Consider the following 23,870-nt stretch of genomic DNA (forward strand, 5'->3'; position numbering starts at 1 on the left):
TTATCTCTTGAGGTTGACGAGTACGTCCATGATGTCGGAACCCGTCTGGAATACTTTCGAATTGGCGGTATAGCTGCGCTGCGATTCGATCATCTCGGTCAGTTCGCCGGCGAGGTCGACGTTCGAACCTTCGAGAGCGCCTGACTTGATCGTGCCGAGGCCGTTGGTCTGCGGGAAGCCGGTGACGGTGACGCCCGACTGGCCGTTGGCGCTGTAGACGTTGCCGCTCATCAGCGTCAGCTTGTCGGGGCTGGCGACGTTTGCCAGCGGAATGCGATAAAGCGGCTTGGTGGAGCCATCTTCGTACTTGGCGTAGACGGTGCCGTCGCCGTCGATCGTGACGTCCTTGACCGGGCTCGCAGCCTGGCCGTTCGGCGTACCGGTGCCGGCAAAGTCGGCGCCAAGCTGCGTGAAGCCAGAGAGATCCATGCTGATCGACAGAGCGTTCCTCGTATCGCCGATCGTGACGGCGCCGCCCGTGAGCATCTTGCCGGTGCGGTCGAAGGTGAGCGCTCCGGAGCCCACAACGGCGCCGGCACCGCCGGTGTATGGGAAGGAGGTCGTGCCGCCTACCGCCGCATCGGCGTTGCGGAAGACCGCAACCTCCCAGCTGCTGGCCGTAACACCGTCGGCGACCGGCACCGGTGTCACGACCGAGGTTTTTGTGAAGTAGAAGTCGTACATCACCTTGTTGCCCAGATGGTCGTAGGCGACCATCGAGAACTTCTTGGTGTCGGCTGTCGGGGTGGCGGGGTTGGCGCTCGGCCGCGTCGCGGCGGTCGCAACGACGTTGGCGCCGGAATCGAGATTGCCCTTGAAGACCCCGGATGTCGAGGCGATGGCGGTCAGGCCTTCCTGGTTGACGTTGACGGGAACTAGGCCATCAAAACCGTTGACGACGACTGCCGGAGCGCCGGAGTCGTAGGAATAACCCATCAGTTGGAAACCGGCGGAATTGACGAGGTTGCCCTCGTCGTCCTTTTGGAAGTCGCCGGCGCGGGTCAGGACCGGCGTGCCGTCGGCGCCCTGAACGATGAAGAAGCCGTCGCCCGAGATCGCAAGATCGGTGGTGGATGTGGTGTAGGAAATATCGCCCTGGTCGGAGACGGCCTGGCGGACCGAGGTCTGAACGCCGCCGGAATTGTAGTTGCCGCCCGAGGAAGGCAGAACCAGCGACGAGAAGCTCGTCGACACGGCCTTGTAGCCGGACGTGTTAACATTGGCGATGTTGTCGGCGACGGTGCTGAGGCGGTTCGCCTGCGCGTTCATCCCCGATACTGCCGTCTTCATGCTGCCGAAAATGCTCATCTGAAAACCTCGTTTTACCTGTTAAACTCGAGAGTATTTGTCGGGCCTTGCGTGAAGCTGTCTGTCGTGGCGAGGCGAGGTCAATATCGAGGTCCAGCCGGGCGCCGCCACCCGGCCGAGAAAATCAGGTCCAATCGATGCAGTAGCCAAGGAAGCGCTTGGAATCGACCGGATCGACGCCGAGCTTCTTGCGCAGCTTCTTGCGCAGCTTCGAGATGTGGCTTTCGACGACGTTTTCCTCGACCTCTTCATCGAAGATGCCGTAGATGGCGTTGAAGATCTGGGTCTTGGTGACCCGGCGACCGCGATTGGCGATCAAATATTCGAGGATGCGGCGCTCGCGCCGGGGCAGTGCGAAGACTTCGCCGTTGATCTCGGGGTCGCGACCATCCGAGAAGACGCGAATGCCGCCGATATCGGTGTAGTTGGCGATCGCCTTCAGCCGGCGTCGGATCGCAGCCGCCCTGGCGAGGATTTCGCGGGGGTGGACCGGCTTGCGCACCACGTCATCGACGCCGCAATCGAAAAGCGCAAGCGTGTTTTCCAGCGAGGGCTGGTCGCTGACCGCGATCACCGGCGCCATCGAGCGATCCCGGATCGCCCGGGGCAGCTCCAAGCTGCGCTGGCCCTGACCGATCAGGAAGGCCTCGACAGCCGCAATATCCGAATCGGCGGCGGTCTGCACCCAGTCGCCGAATTCCGATGGATCAAAACCGGTAGAGGGAATGCCCTCCCGGCCAAACAGAGATGTATATCCGTCTTTTACGAGCTCACGCTCATCAACCACTACGATCATTCGTCCGCCTCCGAATCAGTGTGGCACTTCGATGATCTATGGGTACGAATCGCACGAATCGGCGACAACTCGTTAAAGTTAATGGCAGAAATTAATAATTGATTAAGATCTGCGTGGCGATTTGATCTATATATAGTGGGCACACAAAATCATGCACACAAAAATTTCGTGGAAAAGTTAACGGCCCTTTAATTATGGCTTGCGCATGCAATTCCCGCCGGAATCCTGCCATATTATGACACATTTTCGTCACAATATGCCTCTTCTATTTTTGGTTGAATTAATTTCGGCAGAAGTTACTCGCATTGGGAGTCCACTTGCCGTACCCCGTGGCCACCAGATTGGCGATGACGCGGCAGACATATTGCTTCTGCGCGGGGTCGTTGTTCGGGCCGGCATGGTATCTGGCTACCGCCATGGTCCACGTCTCGTGGCGGTCATGCAGGTTGCGGAGGAACCTCGCCGCATATTCGACGTTGCGATGCGGATCGAACATATCCTCGGCGGAGGCGAAATTCTCGCTGTGATAATAGTGGTTGATCTGCATGCATCCGATGTCGATGAGCTTCGCGCCGCTTCTGCGCGCGACATCGAACTGCCTCATCGCGTCCTCTTCCGAGGGCGGGAAGATCGCCTTGCCTTCGACGTTCATGGCATAGGGATAAAGTGAACCCTTGCGGCCGGTCTCCGTCAGACCGACCGAATAGAGGATGCCTTCCGGGATCCCGTATTTGGCGGCAGCCGACTGGATTTCGCGTTCGCAGGCGCCGGTAGAGGCAGCCGCCTCAGAGGTAAACGCCGCCGGCGCTGCTGCTGCGAGCCCCGCCAACAGAAGCATCTTCAATACCGGTCTCACCTGCGCCATTGAAGCCTCCATCCGTCCGCTGCGCCGTCTGATTGTGGCGCTCGCGCGCCTCGCCGCCCTGCCCCTGCTGGGCAAGCGACTGCTGCTGGGAGGCCTGCCCCTGGCTGCCTGCCTGGTTGCCGGCGTCGGCACGCTCGACGGGAGCCATGCTGATGGTGATATTGTCGACCGCGTAGCCCTGGCTGCGCAGCGCTTCGAGAATCTTGCCGTGATCTTCCTTCAGCTGCCGATAGGCTGCGCCGGTTTCGACCTTGAGGTCGACGTTCAAGGCGTCGCCGGACAGGCGCATGGTCGCCGTCACCAGGCCAAGATCGATCGGGTTCATCTGGATCTTCAGCGTATTGACCACCTTGCCGGTGCTCGTCCATTCCGCCGCGTTGGAAAGCGCCGAACTCGGCTCCATGGCGCGCGCCCATTCGGAATCGCCGGCGAGGGCTACGGTGACGGCAGCGGAATTGGTATTCTGCGCCAGGCCGATATAGCGGCGCGATTCGAGGACCGAGACGTTTTCGACATCGGCCTTCTTCGAGCCGTCCTGCCGCCCGGCCTGATCCGCACCGATGTGAACATCCATCGATACACCGCGGCCGTCGGCGCGGCTGAGCCGGAAGGTTCTGCCGTCAGCGGCGTCGGCGTTCTCCGCACCTGGAGCCCCGATCTCATCCGTCTTGACGTCTTCGACCTTGCCGCTGACGGCGGCCAGGGCGTCGGATGCGTGGCCGCTCGTTTTGGCGTCGGCCGCGGTCTTCTTGTCGACAGGCCCGGCCTCCCCGGCCTTGGCGACGGCGAGATGTGCAGCGGCTGCGGCGGCCGGCAAGGCGACCGCCACGCCGGCGGGCTCCTGCTTCAGCAGGCCGAGTACATCGGAAATGCCGCCGTCATCGGCCTCGCTGTCCGCATCCGCATCTGTCTTCGAGAGATCGATCTTGGCGTGCTTGACGCCCTTGACCACCTGCCCTGCCTCGTCGGCGGGCGGCTCCTTGGCATCGAGCTTGCCGAGATCGGCCGGCAATTTGCGCTGATCCTTTGCAGGTTTTGCGGCGGTCTTTTCGCCATTGGCGATCGTTTCCGGCTGCACCTCGGCCTGCGCCTTCAGCGCGGCGTCGCTGAGATCGATCAACGGTTTGGCGCGGCTGCGGATCGTCCGCGCGACCTTCGCCGCGTCGCCATCGGCAACCGCGCCCTGATCCAGCTCCGCACCGTCGGGCGCGTCGTTGGCGGCGCTGCCGCTCGCCTTGGCAAGCACATCGGAGAAGTCGCCCTTCTGACCGGCGGCGTCACCCTTACCAACCGCCTTGGCGGATTTCGCGGCCGCGGCCGCCTCCGCACCAGAGGCTCCGCCCGAGACGCTCAAATCCATCATTGTTCGTTGCCTTCCTGCGCCAGAAGACCATCGATCTCGTCGAGCTTGGATCGGCTGGTCGTCACAAATGCGTTGAATGAGGGGTCGGTATCCTGGCTCTGGCCAGTCGATGCCACACCTCCCGGAACAGGCTCGGGATGCGCGCCTGGCGCTCCCGCTTGCATGGCTATCGCCGCAGCCTTGTCAGAAGTGATTTCTTGATGAGAAGTATTAGGATCGGAGGCTTGCGTCAGGCTTGCCGGATCCGGCGCGCGCAGGATCTGCTCGGCGACGGATCGCGCCGCCGCCTGCAGCGCCTGATCCCGCGGCGACAGTGCATTGCCGTCGATGCCGCTGACATTCTTCGCCGCCTGATCGATATCCTGTGTGGGAAGGCCGGCCATGCCGCCGTAAAAATCGGCGAGCGGGCCGAAGGCGTTGTCGGTGCCTGCGCCAAGCGCCTGCACACGGTCGACCGCCATGCGCGCCAGCTCCGGCTTGCCCGATATCGCGGCAGCACGGGCGATGCGCAGATAGACCTCACGCTGGCGCGGCGCATCCATGAAGGACAGGATGTCGACGACATCCTGCGGTTTCACGTCGCGATCATGGGCGACGACGAGCTTGACGAACAGATCGGCAAACTGGCTGGCATAGGGCGAATGCAGGAAACGGCGAGCATAACGCTGCGAATAGGCCAGCCCCTTGTCGAGCATTCCCTTGTCGACGCAGATGGCAACGGAACGCCGCAAAGCCGCCTCCTCGAGGATCGTGCCCGGCGCGGCAAGACGCGCCTGGTCGTAGAGATCCAGCGCATCTGTCGGCTTCGTGGCGATCAGCACGTTGCCGCCGATCAGCGCCAGGTAGGGACCGATCTTCTTGTCGCGATATTCCCTGGCGGTTTCCTCCAGCGTCTTGGCGACGAGGAGCCCTTTGCCGGTCAGATATTTGCGCAGCACGTCGGTGACGCGGTTGTCGAAATAGCCGTTGACGTCATGGGCGATCAGATATTCGAGTGTCTGGGGATTGCCGCCGCTCATCGCATAGATCAGCGCCGCATCGACATTGCGGTCGTCGTCGTAGATCGACGTATCGGCGGTGCGCAGCCGCTCGTCGATCGTGCCCAGCATGAAGCGCTGCATCTCGCCGGCCGAATGATCGCCGGCGACAACGGAATCCTGCACGAACTGCAGCGACCGCAGCATCTTGTACGGCGAGAGATCGTCCGGATCCTGCGCATTGCCTGCGACAGGCGAAAGCATCACCAGGCCGAGGGCCATAAATCCGACGTAACGATGCTGCCGACGCGCCATCCGACTATCCTTAATCCGCCTGCACCAGGATCTCGATCCGGCGGTTGGCCGCGTTGAAGGGATCGGCAGGCAGCTTCAACCGACGGTCGGCGAAACCAGAGACCTGCGAGATGCGCTTTTCGTCCAGCCCGCCGCGCACGAGCATGTAGTAGGCACTCTGGGCGCGGTCCATCGAAAGCCGCCAGTTCTCGTTCTGCGCGCCCTTGTACTGACGCCCGTCCGTATGACCACGGATGGCAACGGCGCCGCCCCTCTCCTTCAGAATCGTACCGATCCTTTCCATGGCGAGCACCATCTCCTGGCGCGGAACCGCGGAACCGATATTGAACATCGAATCGTCGTTCTGGTCGGAGATGCTGACCAGCAGGCCGCCTTCGGCCGCCGTCACCGTCAGGCCTTCGGCAAGCTTGCCGGCAACGCCGCCGATCTGTTGGGCGATCTGCGCCTGAAGCGCATCCGCTTCCTTCTTCAGCTGTTCGGTCCCGGCCGCGCTCTTGTCGGCATCCTTCTGATGATCGGCGTCCGTCTGAGCTTCCGCCTTCTTCTCGTCAGGCACCTTGCCGTCCGCCTTGGCCTCTTTGGTCTCGGCGGCGCCCTTGGTTTCCTTGCTCTCCTTGGCGTCTTTGGCGGGCTTCTGGTCGGTCGCCAAAGGCACCGGCTTCATATCCTCGGCCTTGGCGACCTCGGTCGCCTCGTTCTCGGCCGGCTGCTGCTCGCTCTTGCCGGGCGGCAGGGCTTTTCCGGCGGTTGTCACTTCGACCTGCTTCGTCCAGAAATCCGGATCGAAGGGATCGCGATAGGCTTCGCCGCCATCGGCGCCAGTCGCCGGGCCGGAATCGGCCGCGCCGCCATCGCCCTTGGCGCTGACATTGGCCTGCTGGCCGACTTCCTGTGCGATCTCGGCGAGAACCGAATAGGGATTTTCGAAGAAGTCGGCTTCGGAATAATTGGTCTGGTCGCCTGAAGTCGACGTCTGGTCGTCACCATCCGCGGCGGATTTGCCCTCGGTCGGATTGTCTTCCTTCTGTTTCGACTTTTCCTTCTTCTCCTCGCCCTCGGCATCGTCGACAGGCTTCTTCAGGCCCTTCTCCGTCGGCTTTTCGTCGGCGAGCTTGATCGGATTGAAATAGGTCGCGACTGCGGCCTTGGTTTCCTCGTTGGCGGCGTTGACCAGCCACATGACCAGGAAGAACGCCATCATCGCCGTCATGAAGTCGGCATAGGCAATTTTCCACGCACCGCCATGGGCACCATCGTGATCACCGCCGCCATGCCGCTTGACGATGATGATCTCGTTCCTGCCGTGGTGATGGTTTTCGCCTTCGCTCATTCGAGAACTTTCTTCAAGCTGGCCGCCCAGGCGGACATACGGGTGACGATGACGGATTCACCGATTTCGACGGCAAGATCGATATCGTCGGCCTCGAGGTGGCGAACGGCCGCGGCATGTTCACCGAGCTCGGTCTTCAAAATGTCGAAGAGCCTGGTCGGCCCCCTGACGACGATCGGCCCGGCAGCCCCCTCGAGAATCGCGTCACGCAGCAATGCGGCGAGGTCTCTAGCAGCCTTGGCCGCAAGCGCTTCCGTCATGACGGGCGCAATGGCCGTGGCCGCGCCGGCGCTGACCAGCTGCGCGACTTCTTCGGCGATATCGCGGACGCGGGATGCGATGACCGCGGCCGCCTCGACTTCATAGCGAAGCTTCAGCTCTTCCAGCTCGCGCGCATGGACCTCGGCCAGAGCGCGCGCCTCGCTTTCGTATTTCTCGGTCAAATCAGCGGTCGCCGCAGCATGGCCTTGCGCGTAGGCATCGCGACGCTCCGCCTCGACATCGACCGGCGGTTCGCCCGGCGTTTCGGGAAAAGCATCGCCGGGGAAATCGTCGATGTCGATGATCGGCGCTGACGGTTTCGGTTCGCCGAAATCCTTCAAATACCGAGAAAGCGAAATGCTCATAGAAACCATCCAGCATCCGGGAGACATGCGGCATGCTGCCTCCCGTTCAAAATGACCTTGCGCGCGACATGTCCTTCGCAGCGAACAAGGGCTTGACCTTGCGCCGGCATGATTTCGGACGATGCCTTCATGCCGGAAACTAGGAAGTCAAACTTGCGCGAGGATGAATGGCGCCGCCGCCATCGACGATCGCGCCCAGCTCTATTCCAGCAGAATGAGGATCTTGCTTGCAGCCGTGTTCAGGATCGAAATCGCTTCGACGGCCATCTGCTTCTGGGTTTCGATCGCCTTCTGCCGGATCGAAGCCTCGTCCATATCGGTATCGACGAGCGCGCCGACACTCTTGTCGATCGAATCGGACAGATCGGCAGTGTAATCGATCTGATTGTCGATACGCGCCTTCATCACGCCGATCGAGGCGGCCGTCGTCGTCAGCGAGGAGAGCAGAGAGTCGGTCACATCAAGCATGTCGGCGAGTTGGGCGTCGGTGGTGCTTTTGCTGATCGCGACTTCCGTGCCCGTCGCCGGCGTCGTCGAATCGGCGTCCAGCAGGTAATAGTTCCGCGGTCCCGTGCCGCTGTTGTTGATCGCCTGGGCGTCAATTGCCTTGGTGAACAGGCCGCCGCTCGCATTGTTCTTGTCGATGAGGATGGTCTGCGACGACGGGAAGTCGATGCTCTGAGCCTGGTATTCGCCGCTCGAAGCGCGCACGAAGCCCGAAATGACCGACCATGTCGGCGGCGCCGCCTTGTCACTATTCAGCAGCCAGTTTTCCCCGGCAAAGGACGTCGATTCGACGACGGTCCTCAGCTGGTCCTTGTATTCGCTGATCTCGGCGTTGATCTTGTCCTTGTCGGTGCCGGGCTCTCTTGCCGCAACGAGCTTGGCGCGAATCTGGGTGACGAGATCGATCGCCGAAGTCATCGCCGTATAGGTCGCATCCACCTTGGCGGCGCCGAGACCGAGCGCGTCGCCGATCGTGCCGAGATTGGTGCTGTCCGAGCGCATGACAGTCGCGACCGACCAGTAAGAGGCATCATCGGCCGCCGTCTCGATCCGATATCCCGACGAAACTTGCTGCTGGGTCTGACTGGCTTCTTTGTTGATGCTGCGCAGCACCGCAAGTGCATTCACCGCGGCCGCGCTGGTAATCTTTACGGTCATCGACAGGGTCTCGGAATAAGATGAAAGGGCAGGCCGGGTTGCCGGCGGCGACTGAAGTGGCGTCATGCCTCCGGCGAAATTTCCACCGGGTGTCGCAAAAGCAAATCAACTCAAGGTGAAGTTAACTCGATATCAACCTGTTCGGCAAGAGCGCAGCGGCAAGCGCGACCAGCGAAGCACGCATCCTGGCAAGTCATTGATATAAAAGAAAGAACCGCGCCATTTCGGGCGCGGTCCAGATGGTTTTCTGCTTGCGGCCGGATGGCGGCGCAAGATTCGGTCCAGCTTCAGCGGCCGCTTTAGCTGCGGAACAAGGTGAGGATGTTCTGCGCGCTGGAGTTGGCGATCGACAGCGACTGGATCGCCAGCTGCTGCTGGGTCTGCAACGCCGTCAGCTTGCTCGATTCCTCTTCCATATCGGCGTCGACGAGGCGGCCGACGCCCGAGTCGATCGAATCGCTCAGCGCTCCAACGAAGTTTTCCTGGAGTTCGATACGCGTGGAGATCGAACCGAGCTGCGAGGCAGCCTTGGTCATGGCTTCGAGGCCGGCCTCGATCGAGGTCAGCGCCATGGAGATCTCAACCGTACCGAAGGTGCTGATATCCATCGAGTAGATCGAGCCGATCGTACCGTATGATGTGCCGATAATGCCGGAGCTCGTCTCGATCGTGCCGGTCGAGGTCATGCCGAAGAGAACGTTGCCCGTGGAACTCGTGTCCAGGACGTAGTCCGTCGTCTTGACCGAGACATTGCCGTTGCCGTCGCGCACGAAGGTCGACACGACGCTCTTGGTGCCGTTAGAGCCGGCAACCCAGTTTTCGCCGGAGAAGGAAGCCGACTGCGCGATGCTCAGGAGCTGCTGCTGCAACTGGCCGATTTCTTCCTGGACCTTGGTCTTGTCGACGCCCTTTTCTGTTGCCGCGACGATCTTCGCCTTGATTTCGCTGATCACATCGATGGCGCTGTCCATGGCGGAGTAAGCGGTGTCGACCTTGGCGGCGCCGAGGCCGAGAGCGTCGGAAACGGCGGAAAGTGCCTTGTTGTCCGAACGCATGGTCGTTGCGATCGACCAGTAGGCGGCGTTGTCGGCGGCCTTTTCGACGCGGTAACCCGAGGATACGCGGTTCTGCGTGCTTTCGAGGCTGTCGTTGATGCCGCGGAGCGTCTGAAGAGCGGCCATCGCCGCGACGTTGGTCAAAATGCTGGTCATGAAATGATTGCCCCTTGTCGGCAGGTGGGAAAAAGGGACATTCCGGAAAGCCACCGGGAACGGGGATCAGCCTCATGCCTGTTAACCGGCTCTTAATTTCGGTTAACCCGCCGTCTCGTTGACCTGAGAAAACAGCATTATGGTTAATCAACCGTTAACGGAAATTAAAAAGCCGCGCTTCATCGAAGCGCGGCTCGAATCCCGGGGGTCCGCCGAGGCCGGCGGACCGATGTTTTCTGCGGGTTATTAGCCGCGGAAGAGCGACAGGATGTTCTGCGAAGAGGAGTTCGCGATCGACAGCGACTGGATCGCCAGCTGCTGCTGGGTCTGCAGGGCGCTGAGCCTGGAGGACTCTTCTTCCATGTTGGCATCGACGAGGCGGCCGACACCGGAGTCGATCGAGTCGCTGAGCGCGTTGACGAAGTCTTCCTGCAGGCCGATGCGGGTGGAGACCGAGCCGAGGGCCGCGCCGGCGCTGGTCATGGCCTTCAGAGCCGATTCGACGTTGGTCAGAGCCGACTGGATCTGGCCGAGCGTGAAGGTGGTGATGCTCATCGAGTAGATCGAGCCGGTCGCACCCGTCGAGGTACCGAGGATACCCGTGGAGGTTTCAACCGCGCCACCGCTCATGCCGAACAGAACGTTACCCATGGAAGTGTTGGAGAGAACGTAGTCGGTCATCTTGACAGAAACGGCGTTGGAGCCGTCGCGGACGAAGGTGGAGACGACGCTCTTGGTGCCGTTAGCGCCAGCAACCCAGTTTTCGCCGGAGAAGGAAGCCGACTGAGCGATGCTGAGCAGCTGGGCCTGGAGCTGGCTGATTTCTTCCTGGACCTTGGCCTTGTCAACGCCGTTTTCCGTTGCGGCAACGAGCTTGGCCTTGATGTTGCCGACGACGTCGATGGCGCTGTCCATGGCAGCGTAGGCGGTGTCAACCTTTGCGGCGCCGAGACCGAGAGCGTCGGAAACGGCCGAAAGGGCCTTGTTGTCCGAACGCATGGTCGTTGCGATCGACCAGTAAGCAGCGTTGTCGGAAGCCTTGCCGACGCGGTAGCCGGACGAAACGTGAGCCTGGGTTTCCTGGAGACCCTGGTTGATGCCGCGGAGAGTCTGGAGGGCTGCCATTGCAGCGTTATTGGTGTTGATGCTCGTCATAATTTGCTTGCCCCTTGTTGGCAGATCTTAAAAAGGGACATTCCGGATTTTGGCCGGCCCACAGCGATCAGCATCATGCCTGTTAACCGTCTTTGTTAGGGTTAACTCGCCGTTTCGATGGGCCTAGAAAACAGCAAGATGGTTAAGGAAAGCTAAACCAAAATCGAAAATAGCCTAAAAATATCTGATACTTAGGAGAGTTTTCATTAACCTTATTTTAAAACATTTCGCGGCCGGGGACGACCCGGCCGCGAAACTTGGAAACCTTGTGCCAACCGATCTTAACGGAAGAGCGACAGGATGTTCTGCGAAGAGGAGTTCGCGATCGACAGCGACTGGATCGCCAGCTGCTGCTGGGTCTGCAGGGCGCTGAGCCTGGAGGACTCTTCTTCCATGTTGGCATCGACGAGGCGGCCGACACCGGAGTCGATCGAGTCGCTGAGCGCGTTGACGAAGTTGTCCTGCAGGTCGATACGCTTGGAGAGCGAGCCGAGAGCAGCGCCAGCGCTGGTCATGGCCTTCAGAGCAGATTCAACGTTGGTCAGAGCCGTCTGGATCTGGCCGGCGGTGAAGTTGGTGATGCTCATCGAGTAGATCGAACCGGTCGCACCCGACGAGGTACCGAGGATACCCGACGAGGTTTCAACCGCGCCAGCGCTCATGCCGAACAGAACGTTACCCATGGAGGTGCTGGAGAGAACATAGTCGGTCGTCTTGACAGAAACGGCGTTGGAACCGTCGCGGACGAAGGAGGAAACGACGCTCTTGGTGCCGGCAGCGCCGGCAACCCAGTTTTCGCCGTTGAAGGAAGCCGACTGAGCGATGCTGAGCAGCTGCTGCTGCAGCTGGCCGATTTCTTCCTGGACCTTGGCCTTGTCAACGCCGCTTTCCGTTGCGGCAACCAGCTTGGCCTTGATTTCGCCGACGACGTCGATGGCGCTATCCATTGCCGTGTAAGCGGTGTCGACCTTGGCAGCGCCTACGCCGAGAGCGTCGGAAACGGCGGAGAGTGCCTTGTTGTCCGAACGCATAGTCGTTGCGATCGACCAGTACGCAGCATTGTCTGAAGCCTTTTCGACGCGGTAACCCGACGAAACGTGGTTCTGCGTGCTGTTGAGGTTCTGGTTGACGTTGCGCAGCGTCTGGAGAGCGGCCTGTGCGGAAGAATTGGTGTTAATGCTTGTCATAAATCTGTCCCCTGGAAACTAGATACAAAAAGGAGGACATACCGGACTGTAGTACCGGCGATGACGGACCAGCTTCATGCTACTCGGCGCCTGCTTGTTTGGCCCAAACCCGTCATGTCCAGGGCAATCTCGCAGCCAATGCTTGCCAACTTCTTAAAAATCGAGGCGCCGTGCCGGCTCCTTACCTCGCATAGTTAATGCTGGCTGAATCTATTCGCTCGCATGCTAACCGACCGGGAAAGAAGGGGTTTTCCCTTGGGAAAGGACGCGGCTTCATCAGACGCACCGGTTTCAAGCAAGCTTCGGATGGCAATGTGGCAGGTGCCGGGATAGCACCATCGGATCATCCACCCGTTTTCGGGGAGGAGGGCCCGTGCCTACGCCGGGCGATCGACAGCCATGCCAGAACATTTCCTTCACGGAGTTGGGTTTTGAACAGCAAAGTTTCGTTCTCTGCGGCATCCAGAGATTATCAGGCGGGCCGCTACACACAGTCCTTGGCGACGCTCAACCAGCTCATGGATATCCAGCAGGACGCCAAGACCTACGCGCTGCTGGCCAAGAACCTCGTGCAGCTCGGCTTCAAAGCCGATGCCGCGAAAGCCTATGGCCTGGCCGGCAATTGCGAAGGACCGAACGCCTACGAATATCAGAAGCAGGCTGCCAAGCTCTATTACGAGACCGGCAACGAGGACGAAGCGCTGCTGATTGCCATGCGCAACCTCAGCAGGGCGCAGGAAGATGCCGAACTCGCCTTCATCATCACCGCGATCTATCTGAAGCGCCAGCAGCGGGATATCATCCGCCCGTTCAAGACGGTGCTGTCGGAAAGCATGAATCCCGATCACATGCGCCTGGCGGCCCTGCTGCTCAGCGACGATCTCAACGACGCGACCAACCAGACGCTTGCGCGCAACCTCTTCAAGCGTTTTCCGGGCAATCACGCCTTCCGCTTTCTCCATCTTGTTTTCGCCCGCGAATTCAACGATTTCGAAGAGGCGGCCAAGCATCAGGCGGTGATCGATGGGGCCCTGGCAAAGGGCGATCTCGAGGTCCTGCGCAAGGACAACCCCTTCTATCATCTGCACTGGTGCGGCAACGAGGATTTCAACCGGTATGCAACGATCGGCACCACGCCGCTCAACCAGGAACGGATAGCTTTCCGCCGCAACCAGCCGCACACATGGTCAGACAAGATCCGGATCGGCTACATGTCGTCGGACTTCTGGGATCGCCACGCGACGATGAAGCTGTTGCAGCGCATCCTCGAGCTGCATGACAAGGACCGGTTCGAGGTGACGCTCTTCTGCCATACCGGCCCGGAATATCTGAAGCACAATGACACCGATCGCAGCCGCTGGGGCAGGATCGTCGACATTCACGGCTTCTCCGACCAGGCGGTGCTGGCAGTCGTGCGCGAGCATAATATCGACATCATGGTCGATCTGAAGGGCCATACGTCAGGCAGCCGCGCGGCAGCCTTCAACCTGCCGCTGGCACCCGTGCACGTCGGCTGGCTCGGCTTTCCCGGCAGCACGGTCAACATCGACCTCGACTACGTCATCGGCGACCATTCCGTCCTGCCCGAGGTTGCAAAGCCTTTCTATCACGAGAAATTCTGCCGGCTGCCGGAGAGCTACCAGCCGAACGACCCGACGCATCGTCCGAAGCCGCGTCCGGTCAGCCGCGAGCAGCTCGGCCTGCCGGAAGAGGCGTTCATCTTCGCCTCGTTCAACGGCAACCGCAAAATCACACCGGAAACGATCAACAGCTGGTGCCGGATTCTCAAGCGGGCGCCGAACAGCGTGCTCTGGCTGATGGCGAATACGCCGCGCAACCAGGCGAACCTGTTGAAGCAGTTCCAGGCCGCGGGCATTTCCCCCAAGCGGATCATCTTCTGCCCGCGCGCGCCCTATGAAGAGCACATCGACCGCCAGCAGGCGGCTGACCTCGGCATCGACACTTTCCCCGTCAACGGCCACACGACCACCTCTGAGCAGCTTTGGGGCGGCCTGCCGGTTCTGACCGTCAAGGGCACCAATTTCGCCTCACGCGTCAGCGAGAGCCTGCTGAGAGCAATCGATCTGCCCGAGCTCGTCGCCGGCGACTTGCAGGCCTACGAGGATCTTGCCGTCGAGCTGGCGCAGAATCCCGGGCGGATCGCCGAATACAAGGCGCGCCTGAAGGAGCAGCGTTATATCGCGCCGCTCTTTGACGCCGAACGTTTCTGCAATCATCTGGAGCAGGCCTACGAAATCATGGCCGACCGCGCCAAACAGCATCTCGCCCCCGAGCACATGGACATTCCGGCGCTGCCGCCGCGCACCGCCCCGTTCGCTTCCGAGTAAGGTTCGACTTGCATGAAAAACCCCGCCGGATCGCTCCGGCGGGGTTTTTGTGGCCAATGATGGGCGGCGGCGTATCAGCTGAACGAGCGCACCAGGCTGCCGACGAGCAGGTTCCAGCCGTCGATCAGCACGAAAAAGAGAATCTTGAACGGCAGCGAGATCGAGGTCGGCGGCAGCATCATCATGCCCATCGCCATGGTGATGGTTGCGACGATGAGGTCGATGACGAGGAACGGCAGCACGACGAGAAAGCCGATCTCGAAGCCGCGGCGGATCTCGGAAATCATGAAGGCCGGAATCAGCACCCGGTAATCGATCGGATCTGATGTCTGGATATTCTGGCCGCGTTCGCGCGCCAGATCGACGAACAGCGCCAGGTCCTTGTCGCGGGTATTGGCCGCCATGAAGGTGCGGAAGGGTTCGCCGATACGCTGGACCGCCTCGGTCTCGTTGATCTGGTTGGCCAGCAGCGGCTGCACGCCGTTCTGCCAGGCCTGATCGAAGGTCGGCGACATGACGTAGAAGGTCATGAACAGCGACAGCGACAAGAGGATCATGTTGGAAGGCGTCGAGGAGAGGCCAATGCCGGAGCGCAAGATCGAGAAGGCGATGATGAAGCGCGGGAAGCTCGTCACCATGATCAGGATGCCCGGCGCGACCGAAAGGATGGTCAGCAGGCCGAAAGTGCGGATGATCCACGCGGCGACGGAGCCATCGACCGGCACATTCAACAAATCAGTCGGCAGCTGCTGTGCCACCGCCAGTTCCGGTACCGCCATCATGGCGGCAAGGAAAATTATAAATCGAATCATTCGATGACAAATGTCCTGAACATGACCTTCGATACCCGCCCTTGCGAGCGAAGGTCAACTCGTTCCTGAATGTCATCCTTGAGATATTGAAAGCCCCGCGGGCCCTCGATCTGCTGCAGGGAAACGGTCCTGATATAAGCGAGGATATCCTGGTGAATATCCTCCGAAACTTTGACGTCAGGCGGCCCGTTGAACAGCAGCGCGACTTCCAGCCGCACCCAGTTTTCCGAGGGGTAGGCGAGGTTCGAGGTGATCGGCTCGAGCTGGACGACGTTGTTGGCCTCGGTCGAGATGCGCGCCAGGCCTTCCTCGGCCTTCTTCTTGGCCTCGGCGTCCTTGGCCTGTTCGGCCTCCTTGGCGCCCTTGATCTCGGGTGCGACAATCGTGCCGACCGCCCAGCCGCCGCCGGCGCCGAGCAAGGTCAGGATGGCGACGCCGATGATCGTCATCAGCGGGCCGGATTTCTTCTTCGGTTGACCTGCGCCTAAGTCTGCGTCTGCCATCGTCGTTCGGCCTCAAAGCGGCGAGAAAAGGTCGACGGCCTGCTGGCCGCGCGGAGGCTGCTGCACTTCCATCAGGCGGCCGCGGCCGCCATAGGAGATGCGGGCTTCGGCGATCTTGTCATAGGAGATCTGGTTGTCGGCGTTGACGTCCTGCGGACGCACGATACCGGCGACGTTCAGGATGCGCAGCTCCTGGTTCAGGCGCACCTCCTGCGAGCCCGATATGACGAGGTTGCCGTTTTCGAGAATGCCGGTGACGACGGCCGCGACCAGAAGGGTGAGCTTGTCGGTGCGCTCGATCTTGCCCTTGCCGTCGGTGCTGGTGTCGGAACCGTAGGTCAGGTCGGTCTTGGATTCGGGCGTCCAGCCAAAGATCTGGGCGTTGATGTCCCAGTTCATGCCGCTCGAATTCGTGCGGCTGCGGTTGGTCTCGTTGTCGAAGGAGGCCTTGTCGTTGATCTGGATGTCGACGGTCAGGATGTCGCCGACGTTGAGCGCGCGCGCATCCTTGAACAGGGCGGCCTGCGAATCGCTCCACAGCGAATAGCCCTGCGCGACGGCGCGCGGCTGCTTCGGATAGAGCGCCATCTGCGGCGTCTGACCATAGGCAAGACCGCTGCCGATCGGGCTCATGGCGGGCGCGCGGCCGATCTCGCTGACCGCCGTCGGGGACTGGCAGCCTGCAAGGAGTGCGAGGGCGGCGATCGCGGCCGAAAAACGCATGTTCATGAAGGATCCTTCGACGTATTGGGATCGGACGCACTGGCGATGACGCTGGCGATGACGGCGGCTTTCTGCGGGTCCATCTCGTTGAGGATGAGGCTCGACTGGCGCGGGCCGAGCCGCATGATCACGGCGGAGGCCACCTCGATCTTCATATCCTGCAGCTGGAGTGCGGCCGCATCCGGCTTCATCTTCCTGTAGATTTCGGTGAGACCGGCTTCCGCCTGCTTGAGGAAGTCGTCGCGCCGCTTCAGCCAATCCTGATATTCGGCTTTGCGCTTGTCCATCTCCGCCATGCGGGCGTCGATGTCGGCGCGAAGCCTTTCCAGTTCCTGCTTCTGCAGGAGGTAACGCTGGTCGCGGGCGGGATCGGCGATGTTGGTGCAAAATTGCTTGATCTCGTCCTCGGACGTGATGTCCCCCTCCGGGTGCTGCTGCGCGAAGGCGCCGGGAATCGACAGAAGGATGAGGCCTGCTGCCGGCAGCGCCAGCCGGCGCAGCAGTTGCAGGACCGTCAGGTCGGGGTTCAGGATCATCTTCATTGCAGCACAAGCTCCGCCTGCAGGGCGCCTGCCGATTTGATGCCCTGGAGAATGGCGATGATGCCATCCGGTTTCACGCCGATATTGTTGAGGCCGGCGACAAGGGTCCTGAGGTCGGGACCGTCGATGATGGCGACGCGTCCTCCGGTCTGCTCAGCCGCGATATCGGTCTGCGGCTGGACCGCGGTCCGACCGCGTGAGAAGGGTTCCGGCTGGATGATCTGCGGCGTCTCGGTGACCTGGACCGTCAGAGTGCCGTAGCTGACGGCGACCGGCGAGACGCGGACGTCGGAGCCGATGACGATCGTTCCGGTGCGCTCGTTGATGACAACCTTGGCCGGCGTATCGGTTTCGACGATGAGGTTTTCGACATCGGCCATCAGCCGGGTGAGATCGGCCTGGCGCGGCTTCTGAATCACCACTTCCTGCGAATCCTTGGCTTCGGCGACCGGGCCCCCAAAACGGGCCGAGGCATAACCGTTGACGATGTCGGCGATGCGGATCGCCGTCGAGAAGTCGGGATTGCGCAGCTGCAGGACGAGATTGACCGAATCCTTGAAGCGGGAGGGCAGCTCGCGTTCGATGATGGCGCCGCCCGGCACGCGGCCGGCGGTGGTCACACCTTCGGTCACGGTCGCCGCCTGGCCCTGCGCCTGAAAGCCGGAGACGATGACGGAGCCCTGCGCGACGGCGTAGATCTGGCCGTCGGCACCGGAAAGCGAGGTCATGACGAGCGTGCCGCCGCGCAGCGACGTCGCGTCGCCGAGCGAGCTCACCGTCACGTCGATACGGCTGCCGGGGCTTGCGAAAGGCGGCAGGTTGGCGGTGACCATCACGGCGGCGGTGTTCTTGGCGCTGGACTGGCCGCCCTGCGTCGAGATGCCGAGATTCTGCAGCATCGCCCGCATCGACTGCTCGGTGAAGGGCGACGACCGGAATCCGTCGCCGGTGCCCTGCAGGCCGACGATGAGGCCATAACCGATCAGCTGATTGTCGCGGCCGGCCTGGAGGGATGCAATATCCTTGATGCGCGAAGTCAGCGCCCAGGCGGGCGCGACGTCGGCCATGCTCATGGCGAGAACCGCGGCAAGGGTCAGGAAACGGAACAACAATCTCATTTTGCCCTCACATGGACCGTGCCGTCGGCAAGCACCGTGCCGCTGACGATGACGCCGGAATCCATATTGCGCGCGCGGATGAGCTGCCCGGTGGCGCCGTCTTCGAGCGGCGTGCCGGCGGCCGAGATCGTCATCGCGCCGAGCGAGAAGACCAGGCGGATCGAAGAGCCGCGCGTCACCGTATAGGGTTCGCGCAGACCCGAAACCGCGATCGTGCGGCCCGGCAGCAGCGTGCGCTTGGAGACCAGGCCTTCGACCTGGGAGATGGATTTGGCAAAATCGCCGGCAAGGTTGGGGTTGGTGACCTCAACCTCCTGGAGCTGGCTGGCCGACAATGTATCGCCGGGGTAGATGATTGTCGTCGGGACGACGGCATAACCCATGCCGGCGTCGGCGCCTGCGGGCATGACGATGCCCGCGACTGCGATCATGGCTGCCGCCACCCATCCCGAGATGTGTCCTGCCCGGCAAAACATCATGTTTCGGCCCTTCCCTTTACTTCAGGTTCTTGCTGACGATGGAGGCCATTTCATCAGCGGTGGTGATCACCTTGGAGTTCATTTCGTAAGCGCGCTGGGCCGATATCAGCTCGGTGATTTCCTTCACCGGATCGACGTTCGAGGACTCCAGATAGCCCTGCTTCATGTAGCCGAAGCCTTCCTCGTCGGGATTGCCGACGACGGCCTCGCCGGAGGCGGCGGTTTCCTGGAAGAGGTTGTCGCCGATCGGCTGCAGGCCCGCTTCGTTGACGAAGTCGGCAAGGGTCAGCTGGCCGAGCACGGTCGTATCGGTGGCGCCCGGCAGCTTGACCGAGACCTCGCCGGAGCGGCTGACGGTCAGCTCGGTCGAACCCTGCGGAATGGTGATGCCGGGGAGGACTTCGTAGCCATCGATCGTGACGAGCTGGCCCTGGTCGTTCTTGTTGAAGGCGCCGGCGCGGGTATAGAGCGTGGTGCCGTCGGTCGACTGGATCTGGAAGAAGCCCTTGCCGATCAGCGCTATGTCGAGATCGTTGCCGGTCTGGGTGAGTTCGCCCTGGAGATGCAGATTGCGCACCGCAGACGTCTGGACGCCGAGACCGATATTGGCGCCTTCGGGAACGACGGCCTGGTTGGCGCGGTTGGCGACGCCCTTGGCGCGTTCGGTCTGATAGAGCAGATCCGTGAACTCGGCGCGAGCGCGCTTGAAGCCTGTGGTGTTGATGTTTGCGATGTTGTTCGCGATGACTTCCAGATTGGTCTGCTGGGCATCCATGCCCGTTGCTGCAATGGCGAGCGCTCTCATGTGTTCGTCCTCAAATCAGTTACATCTGCATCTTGGTGACTTCGAGAAAGGCCGAGACGACCTTGTCGCGGATGGCAATCGCAGTCTGCAGCGTCTGCTCGGCCTGGAGCATGGAATCGACGACTTCACGGGTCGTCGCCGTGCCCTTGATGCCGGCAAAGGACATGCTTTCGGCGCCCTTCAGGCTGTTGACAGCCTCGGTCGCCATGTTGCCCATGACGGAGGCGAAGCTCATGCCGTTGGCCGCACCCGCGGTGCCCGGCATGGTCGTTGCGGACGATGAGGCGGAATTTTCGGTGTCGACGGCGCCGAGCGCACGGGTCATCGAAAGGTTGCTGACATTCTGGACGCTGCTGATCATTTATTATTGGCTCTTCAGAAGATCGATCGTGGACGAAATGAGGTCGCGGGTCTGCTTGATGGTCTGCAGGTTGGCGTCGTAGGAGCGGTTGGCTTCACGCATGTCGGCCATCTCGACCAGGATGTTGACGTTCGGCAGCTTGACAACGCCCTTCTGGTCCGCAGCCGGGTTGCTGGGGTCGAATTCGGTGCTGAAATCACCTTCGTCGACGCCGACCTTCTTGACGTTGACCGTCTCGACGCCGCTTGCGCGGTCCATCTGCTGACCGAAGGTGATCGTCTTGCGGCGATAGGGATCGGCGCCGGGCGTGTCGCCGGTCGAACGGGCGTTGGCGATGTTTTCCGAGACGATGCGCAGACGCGTCGATTGCGCCTCGAGCCCCGAACCGGCAATTTTCATAGCGGCGGAAAGCGGATCCATGACAATTACCTCCTGACGGTCATCAGCATCATGCGGTTGAAGGAGCTGACCAGCGAGGTGTTCAGATCGTACTGGCGTTTGATGTCGCCCGACTTCGAAAGCTCCTCGGCCAGTCCGACGGTGTTGCCGGATTCCTGGATGCCGATCTCCTGGTCGAGCGCAGCGTCCTTGACATCGATATCGGCGCTGTCGCTGAGATCGTTGCCGCTGAAGTGCGCCGGATTGGTGCGCGCCATGGCGATGTCGGACTTGTCCAGGACAGCGTCAAACGGCGTGACGTCCTTGGCGCGGAATTTCGGGGTATTGGCATTCGCGATATTGCCGGCAACAACCTGCTGACGGATCGTCAGCCATTCCGCCTGTCGCGAAGCCAAGTCGAAAAGTTGGATCGGTTGCATGAGAACTCTCCGTTTTTACTAGCCCGAACCTAGTGCGGTAATCTTGCGTGGGACTTACCGGAAATCGGGCTTGGAGGCGCTTTCGGCGAGGTCGCATAAGAGGGGCCGCATAAGAGAAAGGGCTCCTGCCGGTCTGCGGCGGAGCCCCTGTTGCCTTCGGCCTTTGCGAAGCGGTTCAGTCGTTCTTGTAGATCTCACCCTTGGAGGTGATGATCACCCACTTGCCGTCCCGCTGCTCCAGCGTCGCAAGGCGGCTTTCGTCGGGCAGGACCGAGCCGATGCGCACCACATACATGCCCGAGGGATCCTCGATCAGCGCCCGGCCGTTGGAGACATGCAGCAGACGGAAGGAAGACTTGCCGGGGAAAGGTTGCTCCTCCAGCAAGTCGCCGCCATCACGCGCTTTGCCGAGATCGGAGACCGTTGCCGTCGTCAGCGGATCGACCGGCGGAACCTTCTTGGCCGCCTCGTTCTTGTTGACCATGGCCAGCGGCGAGACGCTGAATACGTTGCGGGCCGGCCAATCCGGCAGTTCGCGCGAATTGCTGCTGGCGGCGACGTTGATGCCGAACTTGTCGGCGTTGAAGAAGACGTACCAGGGGAAAAAGGCCGAAGCGCCGGCAAGCGCCAGGCCGGTGTAGGTGAGAAACCGATCCAGCATGGCGCCCTTCCTGCGCTGCTTCAGCGAAGCGATGCGTTCGTCGTCGAATTCAGCCACGTCTATCTCCTCTGGATGGGTGCGCCCGGATTGCCCATGCCGGCTGCGGCCTTCAGCGCGCCGGCGAGATCGGCAAAGGCGTCGACCGACTGACGATCGCCCGGCGCCTGTTTCAGGACGTCGTAAATGATGGGGACCTGCTTGACCGCCATGTCGAGATCGGGATCGGCGCCCTGGCGGTAACCGCCGATCAGGCGCAGGTCTCGCGTTTCCTCGAAGCGGTGGATCAACACTTTCAGCCGCGACACCAGCTTTTCCTGGTCCGGCGTCCAGGCCTTGCGGGCAAGACGCGAGATCGAGGCGAGCGGATCGATCGGCGGATAACGCCCTTCTTCGGCGAGGCTGCGCTGCAGGACGATATGGCCGTCGAGGATGCCGCGCGTCGAATCGGCGATCGGGTCGTTGTGGTTGTCGCCGTCGACGAGGATCGAGATGATCGCGGTGATCGTGCCGGCGCCCTCGGGGCCTGGACCGGCGCGTTCGAGCAGGCGCGGCAGTTCGGTGAAGACCGACGCGGGATAGCCGCGCGCGATCGGCGGCTCGCCGGAGGCGGTTGCCACCTCGCGGATCGCGTGGGCGAAACGGGTGACGCTGTCGACGATGAAGAGGACATTCTCGCCCTTGTCGCGGAAATGCTCGGCAATGGTGATCGCCGTCAGCGGCGCCATCTTGCGCAGCATCGGGCTCTCGTCGCTGGTCGCGACGATGGCGATCGCCTTCTTCATATTGCTGCCGAGCGTATCCTCGATGAATTCGCGCACCTCGCGGCCGCGTTCGCCGACGAGCGCGATGACGACCTTGTCGAAGGCGTCGGCGCGGGCGAGCATGGACAGAAGCGTCGACTTGCCGACACCCGATCCGGCGAAAATGCCGAGGCGCTGCCCGAGGCAGAGCGGCGAGAAGATGTCGATCGCGCGCACGCCGGTCTTGAAGCCGGTCCCGACCCGCTGGCGGGTCATCGACGGCGGCGCGGTATTGGAGATCGAGCGGCGATCGAGGCCCTCGACGATCGGACCGAGCCCGTCGATCGGCTCGCAAAGCGAGTTGATGGTGCGCCCGCACCAGCTGTCGGACGGCGAAATGCGGAAGGCGCCCTTGCGGATGACGGTATCATCGATGCCGATCGGCTCGCCGGGTTCGATCGGGCAGACGTAGATCAGCTCCGGCTCGACACGAACGACCTCGCCGAGATGGACGCCGGAGGCGGATTTATGCGCCACGAACTCGCCGAGACGAACATGGCGGGAAAGACCGCGAACGGTGTAGTGGCCGGCGGCGATGGTCTGCACGCGACCGCCATGGGCAATCGCGAACTCCGGCAATGCATATTGCTCGACGAGACCTGCCAGATGTGCCAGCTTCGGGGAGAGGCCATCCTCGGACAGTAGCGTGCTCATGCTTCAATCCCACCGGAAGATGCGACGCATTTTCGGTCTTTGTTCCTATGCATGGCGTCCTCCCAAAACCGCTGCACACTTTTGGGCGACATGCATTAGCGGCTGCCCCCAAGCGTCTGGACGGCTTCCTTGAACGAATCCTCGCTGTCGCGCATCAGCGACGAGATGCTTTCAAAGGCGCGGTTGACTTCGATCAGCTGGGTAATCTCGCGCATGGCGTTGACGTTGGAATTTTCCAGATATCCCTGCTCGACGCCGACATTGAAGCGGTCGACGACGGCGCGCGGCTGATCGGTGGTCATGATGCCGCTGTTTTCGTAGCGCAGGTAACCCTTGCTGATATCGGCCTCGAACAGCCCGAGCGATCCGACCTGACGGCCGGCCTGATAGATGACGCCGTCGGTGCCGACCGCCGGCTCGCCGGCTTTCGTATCGAGCTGGATCGGCGCGCCGCCAGCGTCGAGAACCGGATATCCCCGGATCGAGACGAGCTCGCCGGTCTCCTTGATCGTGAAGCGGCCGTCGCGCGTCAGCACGCGGCCGGCCGGCGTATCGAGCGAGAACCAGGCATCGCCCTTGACGGCGAAATCGAGCATGTTGCCGGTATGTTGTAACTCGCCGCTCTGCTCGTTCAGATAATCATTGCCCTGGGAGACGAAGGCAACCTTGGTGTTCAGCTTGTTCTTGGTGGCCGCCACCATCTCGTCGAACTTCACCTCGGTGGCGCGAAAGCCGGTCGTGTTCACGTTGGCCATGTTGTCGGCGATGGTGTTCAGGCGCTTTTCGAGCGCCATCTGCGACGACAGAGAAACGTAAAGACCGGATTGCATGTCGGAAAGCTCCAAGCATTGGCGATGAACGGAACGAAAAGCCGGGCGTCGTCTGATCTGGTTCGGCCGGAATTTCGCTGAGGCGGCATCTCAGAAACGGGCGCGAACGCCCATTCGTC

At 61.6% G+C, this 23,870-nt stretch carries 25 protein-coding genes; 1 reads left to right on the plus strand and 24 read right to left on the minus strand.

Translation table 11 applies throughout. The annotated features are described in order from the left end of the window. From CO655_RS11240 to CO655_RS11290, 11 genes are all read right to left on the minus strand, one after another. Positions 1-1,308 carry a flagellar hook protein FlgE gene (locus tag CO655_RS11240; protein ID WP_097664709.1) on the minus strand — a complete coding sequence of 436 codons (1,308 nt, stop codon included), beginning with the start codon at positions 1,306-1,308 and terminating at the stop codon, positions 1-3. A gap of 124 nt (positions 1,309-1,432) precedes the next feature. Continuing rightward, positions 1,433-2,104 carry a winged helix-turn-helix domain-containing protein gene (locus tag CO655_RS11245; protein ID WP_097664711.1) on the minus strand — a complete coding sequence of 224 codons (672 nt, stop codon included), beginning with the start codon at positions 2,102-2,104 and terminating at the stop codon, positions 1,433-1,435. Positions 2,105-2,384: 280 nt separating this feature from the next. After that, positions 2,385-2,948, minus strand: coding sequence for a lytic transglycosylase domain-containing protein (locus tag CO655_RS11250; protein ID WP_097605629.1), 564 nt, complete (start codon positions 2,946-2,948; stop codon positions 2,385-2,387). Next, the gene (locus tag CO655_RS11255; RefSeq protein ID WP_097664713.1) at positions 2,890-4,332 is read right to left on the minus strand and encodes a flagellar hook-length control protein FliK; all 1,443 of its coding nucleotides are present in this window, start codon (positions 4,330-4,332) and stop codon (positions 2,890-2,892) included. The genes CO655_RS11250 and CO655_RS11255 overlap by 59 nt, the downstream gene beginning before the upstream one ends. Beyond that, a complete protein-coding gene (motC, locus tag CO655_RS11260; RefSeq protein ID WP_097605631.1) occupies positions 4,329-5,624 on the minus strand; it encodes a chemotaxis protein MotC in 1,296 nt (431 codons plus the stop codon). The genes CO655_RS11255 and motC overlap by 4 nt, the downstream gene beginning before the upstream one ends. A 10-nt stretch (positions 5,625-5,634) precedes the next feature. After that, positions 5,635-6,954: a MotB family protein gene (locus CO655_RS11265; RefSeq protein ID WP_097664715.1), complete on the minus strand. Its 1,320-nt coding sequence runs from the start codon at positions 6,952-6,954 to the stop codon at positions 5,635-5,637. Beyond that, on the minus strand, positions 6,951-7,580 hold the full coding sequence (locus CO655_RS11270; RefSeq protein ID WP_097664717.1) for a hypothetical protein: 630 nt from the start codon (positions 7,578-7,580) through the stop codon (positions 6,951-6,953). Before CO655_RS11270 ends, CO655_RS11265 begins: the two co-directional genes overlap by 4 nt. Before the next feature lie 201 nt (positions 7,581-7,781). Continuing rightward, a complete protein-coding gene (locus CO655_RS11275) occupies positions 7,782-8,744 on the minus strand; it encodes a flagellin (RefSeq protein WP_097605740.1) in 963 nt (320 codons plus the stop codon). A gap of 299 nt (positions 8,745-9,043) precedes the next feature. Beyond that, on the minus strand, positions 9,044-9,955 hold the full coding sequence (locus CO655_RS11280) for a flagellin (RefSeq protein ID WP_097605633.1): 912 nt from the start codon (positions 9,953-9,955) through the stop codon (positions 9,044-9,046). A 246-nt stretch (positions 9,956-10,201) separates the two neighbouring features. Then, positions 10,202-11,110, minus strand: a complete 909-nt coding sequence (locus tag CO655_RS11285; RefSeq protein WP_097664719.1) for a flagellin — start codon at positions 11,108-11,110, stop codon at positions 10,202-10,204. A gap of 281 nt (positions 11,111-11,391) precedes the next feature. Continuing rightward, complete coding sequence (locus tag CO655_RS11290; protein WP_097605634.1) at positions 11,392-12,297, minus strand: flagellin; 906 nt, start codon at positions 12,295-12,297, stop codon at positions 11,392-11,394. Positions 12,298-12,728: 431 nt separating this feature from the next. On the opposite strand from CO655_RS11290, the gene CO655_RS11300 reads away from it, so the two are divergent. Further along, positions 12,729-14,645, plus strand: coding sequence for a glycosyltransferase family 41 protein (locus tag CO655_RS11300; protein ID WP_097605635.1), 1,917 nt, complete (start codon positions 12,729-12,731; stop codon positions 14,643-14,645). Between the two features lie 74 nt (positions 14,646-14,719). On the opposite strand, the gene fliP is transcribed toward CO655_RS11300, so the two are convergent. From fliP to flgF, 13 genes are all read right to left on the minus strand, one after another. Then, on the minus strand, positions 14,720-15,457 hold the full coding sequence (gene fliP, locus CO655_RS11305) for a flagellar type III secretion system pore protein FliP (protein WP_097605636.1): 738 nt from the start codon (positions 15,455-15,457) through the stop codon (positions 14,720-14,722). Then, entirely contained in the window at positions 15,454-15,960 is a 507-nt protein-coding gene (locus tag CO655_RS11310; protein ID WP_097605637.1) for a flagellar basal body-associated FliL family protein, read from the minus strand. Before CO655_RS11310 ends, fliP begins: the two co-directional genes overlap by 4 nt. 12 nt (positions 15,961-15,972) lie before the next feature. Continuing rightward, on the minus strand, positions 15,973-16,689 hold the full coding sequence (gene flgH / locus CO655_RS11315) for a flagellar basal body L-ring protein FlgH (protein WP_097605638.1): 717 nt from the start codon (positions 16,687-16,689) through the stop codon (positions 15,973-15,975). Next, positions 16,686-17,225: a MotE family protein gene (locus tag CO655_RS11320; protein WP_097605639.1), complete on the minus strand. Its 540-nt coding sequence runs from the start codon at positions 17,223-17,225 to the stop codon at positions 16,686-16,688. The genes flgH and CO655_RS11320 overlap by 4 nt, the downstream gene beginning before the upstream one ends. After that, a complete protein-coding gene (locus tag CO655_RS11325) occupies positions 17,222-18,343 on the minus strand; it encodes a flagellar basal body P-ring protein FlgI (RefSeq protein ID WP_097605640.1) in 1,122 nt (373 codons plus the stop codon). Before CO655_RS11325 ends, CO655_RS11320 begins: the two co-directional genes overlap by 4 nt. After that, a complete protein-coding gene (gene flgA / locus CO655_RS11330) occupies positions 18,340-18,822 on the minus strand; it encodes a flagellar basal body P-ring formation chaperone FlgA (protein ID WP_097664721.1) in 483 nt (160 codons plus the stop codon). Before flgA ends, CO655_RS11325 begins: the two co-directional genes overlap by 4 nt. A gap of 16 nt (positions 18,823-18,838) precedes the next feature. Beyond that, positions 18,839-19,627, minus strand: coding sequence for a flagellar basal-body rod protein FlgG (gene flgG / locus CO655_RS11335; RefSeq protein WP_064681134.1), 789 nt, complete (start codon positions 19,625-19,627; stop codon positions 18,839-18,841). A gap of 19 nt (positions 19,628-19,646) precedes the next feature. After that, positions 19,647-19,988, minus strand: a complete 342-nt coding sequence (locus tag CO655_RS11340; RefSeq protein ID WP_010029464.1) for a flagellar hook-basal body complex protein FliE — start codon at positions 19,986-19,988, stop codon at positions 19,647-19,649. A gap of 3 nt (positions 19,989-19,991) precedes the next feature. Continuing rightward, positions 19,992-20,408 carry a flagellar basal body rod protein FlgC gene (gene flgC / locus CO655_RS11345; protein ID WP_010029463.1) on the minus strand — a complete coding sequence of 139 codons (417 nt, stop codon included), beginning with the start codon at positions 20,406-20,408 and terminating at the stop codon, positions 19,992-19,994. A 5-nt stretch (positions 20,409-20,413) separates the two neighbouring features. Further along, on the minus strand, positions 20,414-20,806 hold the full coding sequence (gene flgB / locus CO655_RS11350; protein ID WP_097605642.1) for a flagellar basal body rod protein FlgB: 393 nt from the start codon (positions 20,804-20,806) through the stop codon (positions 20,414-20,416). A gap of 175 nt (positions 20,807-20,981) precedes the next feature. After that, on the minus strand, positions 20,982-21,524 hold the full coding sequence (locus CO655_RS11355) for a hypothetical protein (RefSeq protein ID WP_064681137.1): 543 nt from the start codon (positions 21,522-21,524) through the stop codon (positions 20,982-20,984). Positions 21,525-21,526: 2 nt separating this feature from the next. After that, complete coding sequence (gene fliI / locus CO655_RS11360) at positions 21,527-22,921, minus strand: flagellar protein export ATPase FliI (RefSeq protein WP_097664723.1); 1,395 nt, start codon at positions 22,919-22,921, stop codon at positions 21,527-21,529. Between the two features lie 95 nt (positions 22,922-23,016). After that, on the minus strand, positions 23,017-23,751 hold the full coding sequence (flgF, locus tag CO655_RS11365) for a flagellar basal-body rod protein FlgF (RefSeq protein ID WP_010030152.1): 735 nt from the start codon (positions 23,749-23,751) through the stop codon (positions 23,017-23,019). Between the last annotated feature and the right edge of the window lie 119 nt (positions 23,752-23,870).

It is taken from the genome of Rhizobium sp. M1 (assembly GCF_002531805.1).
GTDB lineage: Bacteria > Pseudomonadota > Alphaproteobacteria > Rhizobiales > Rhizobiaceae > Rhizobium > Rhizobium etli_C.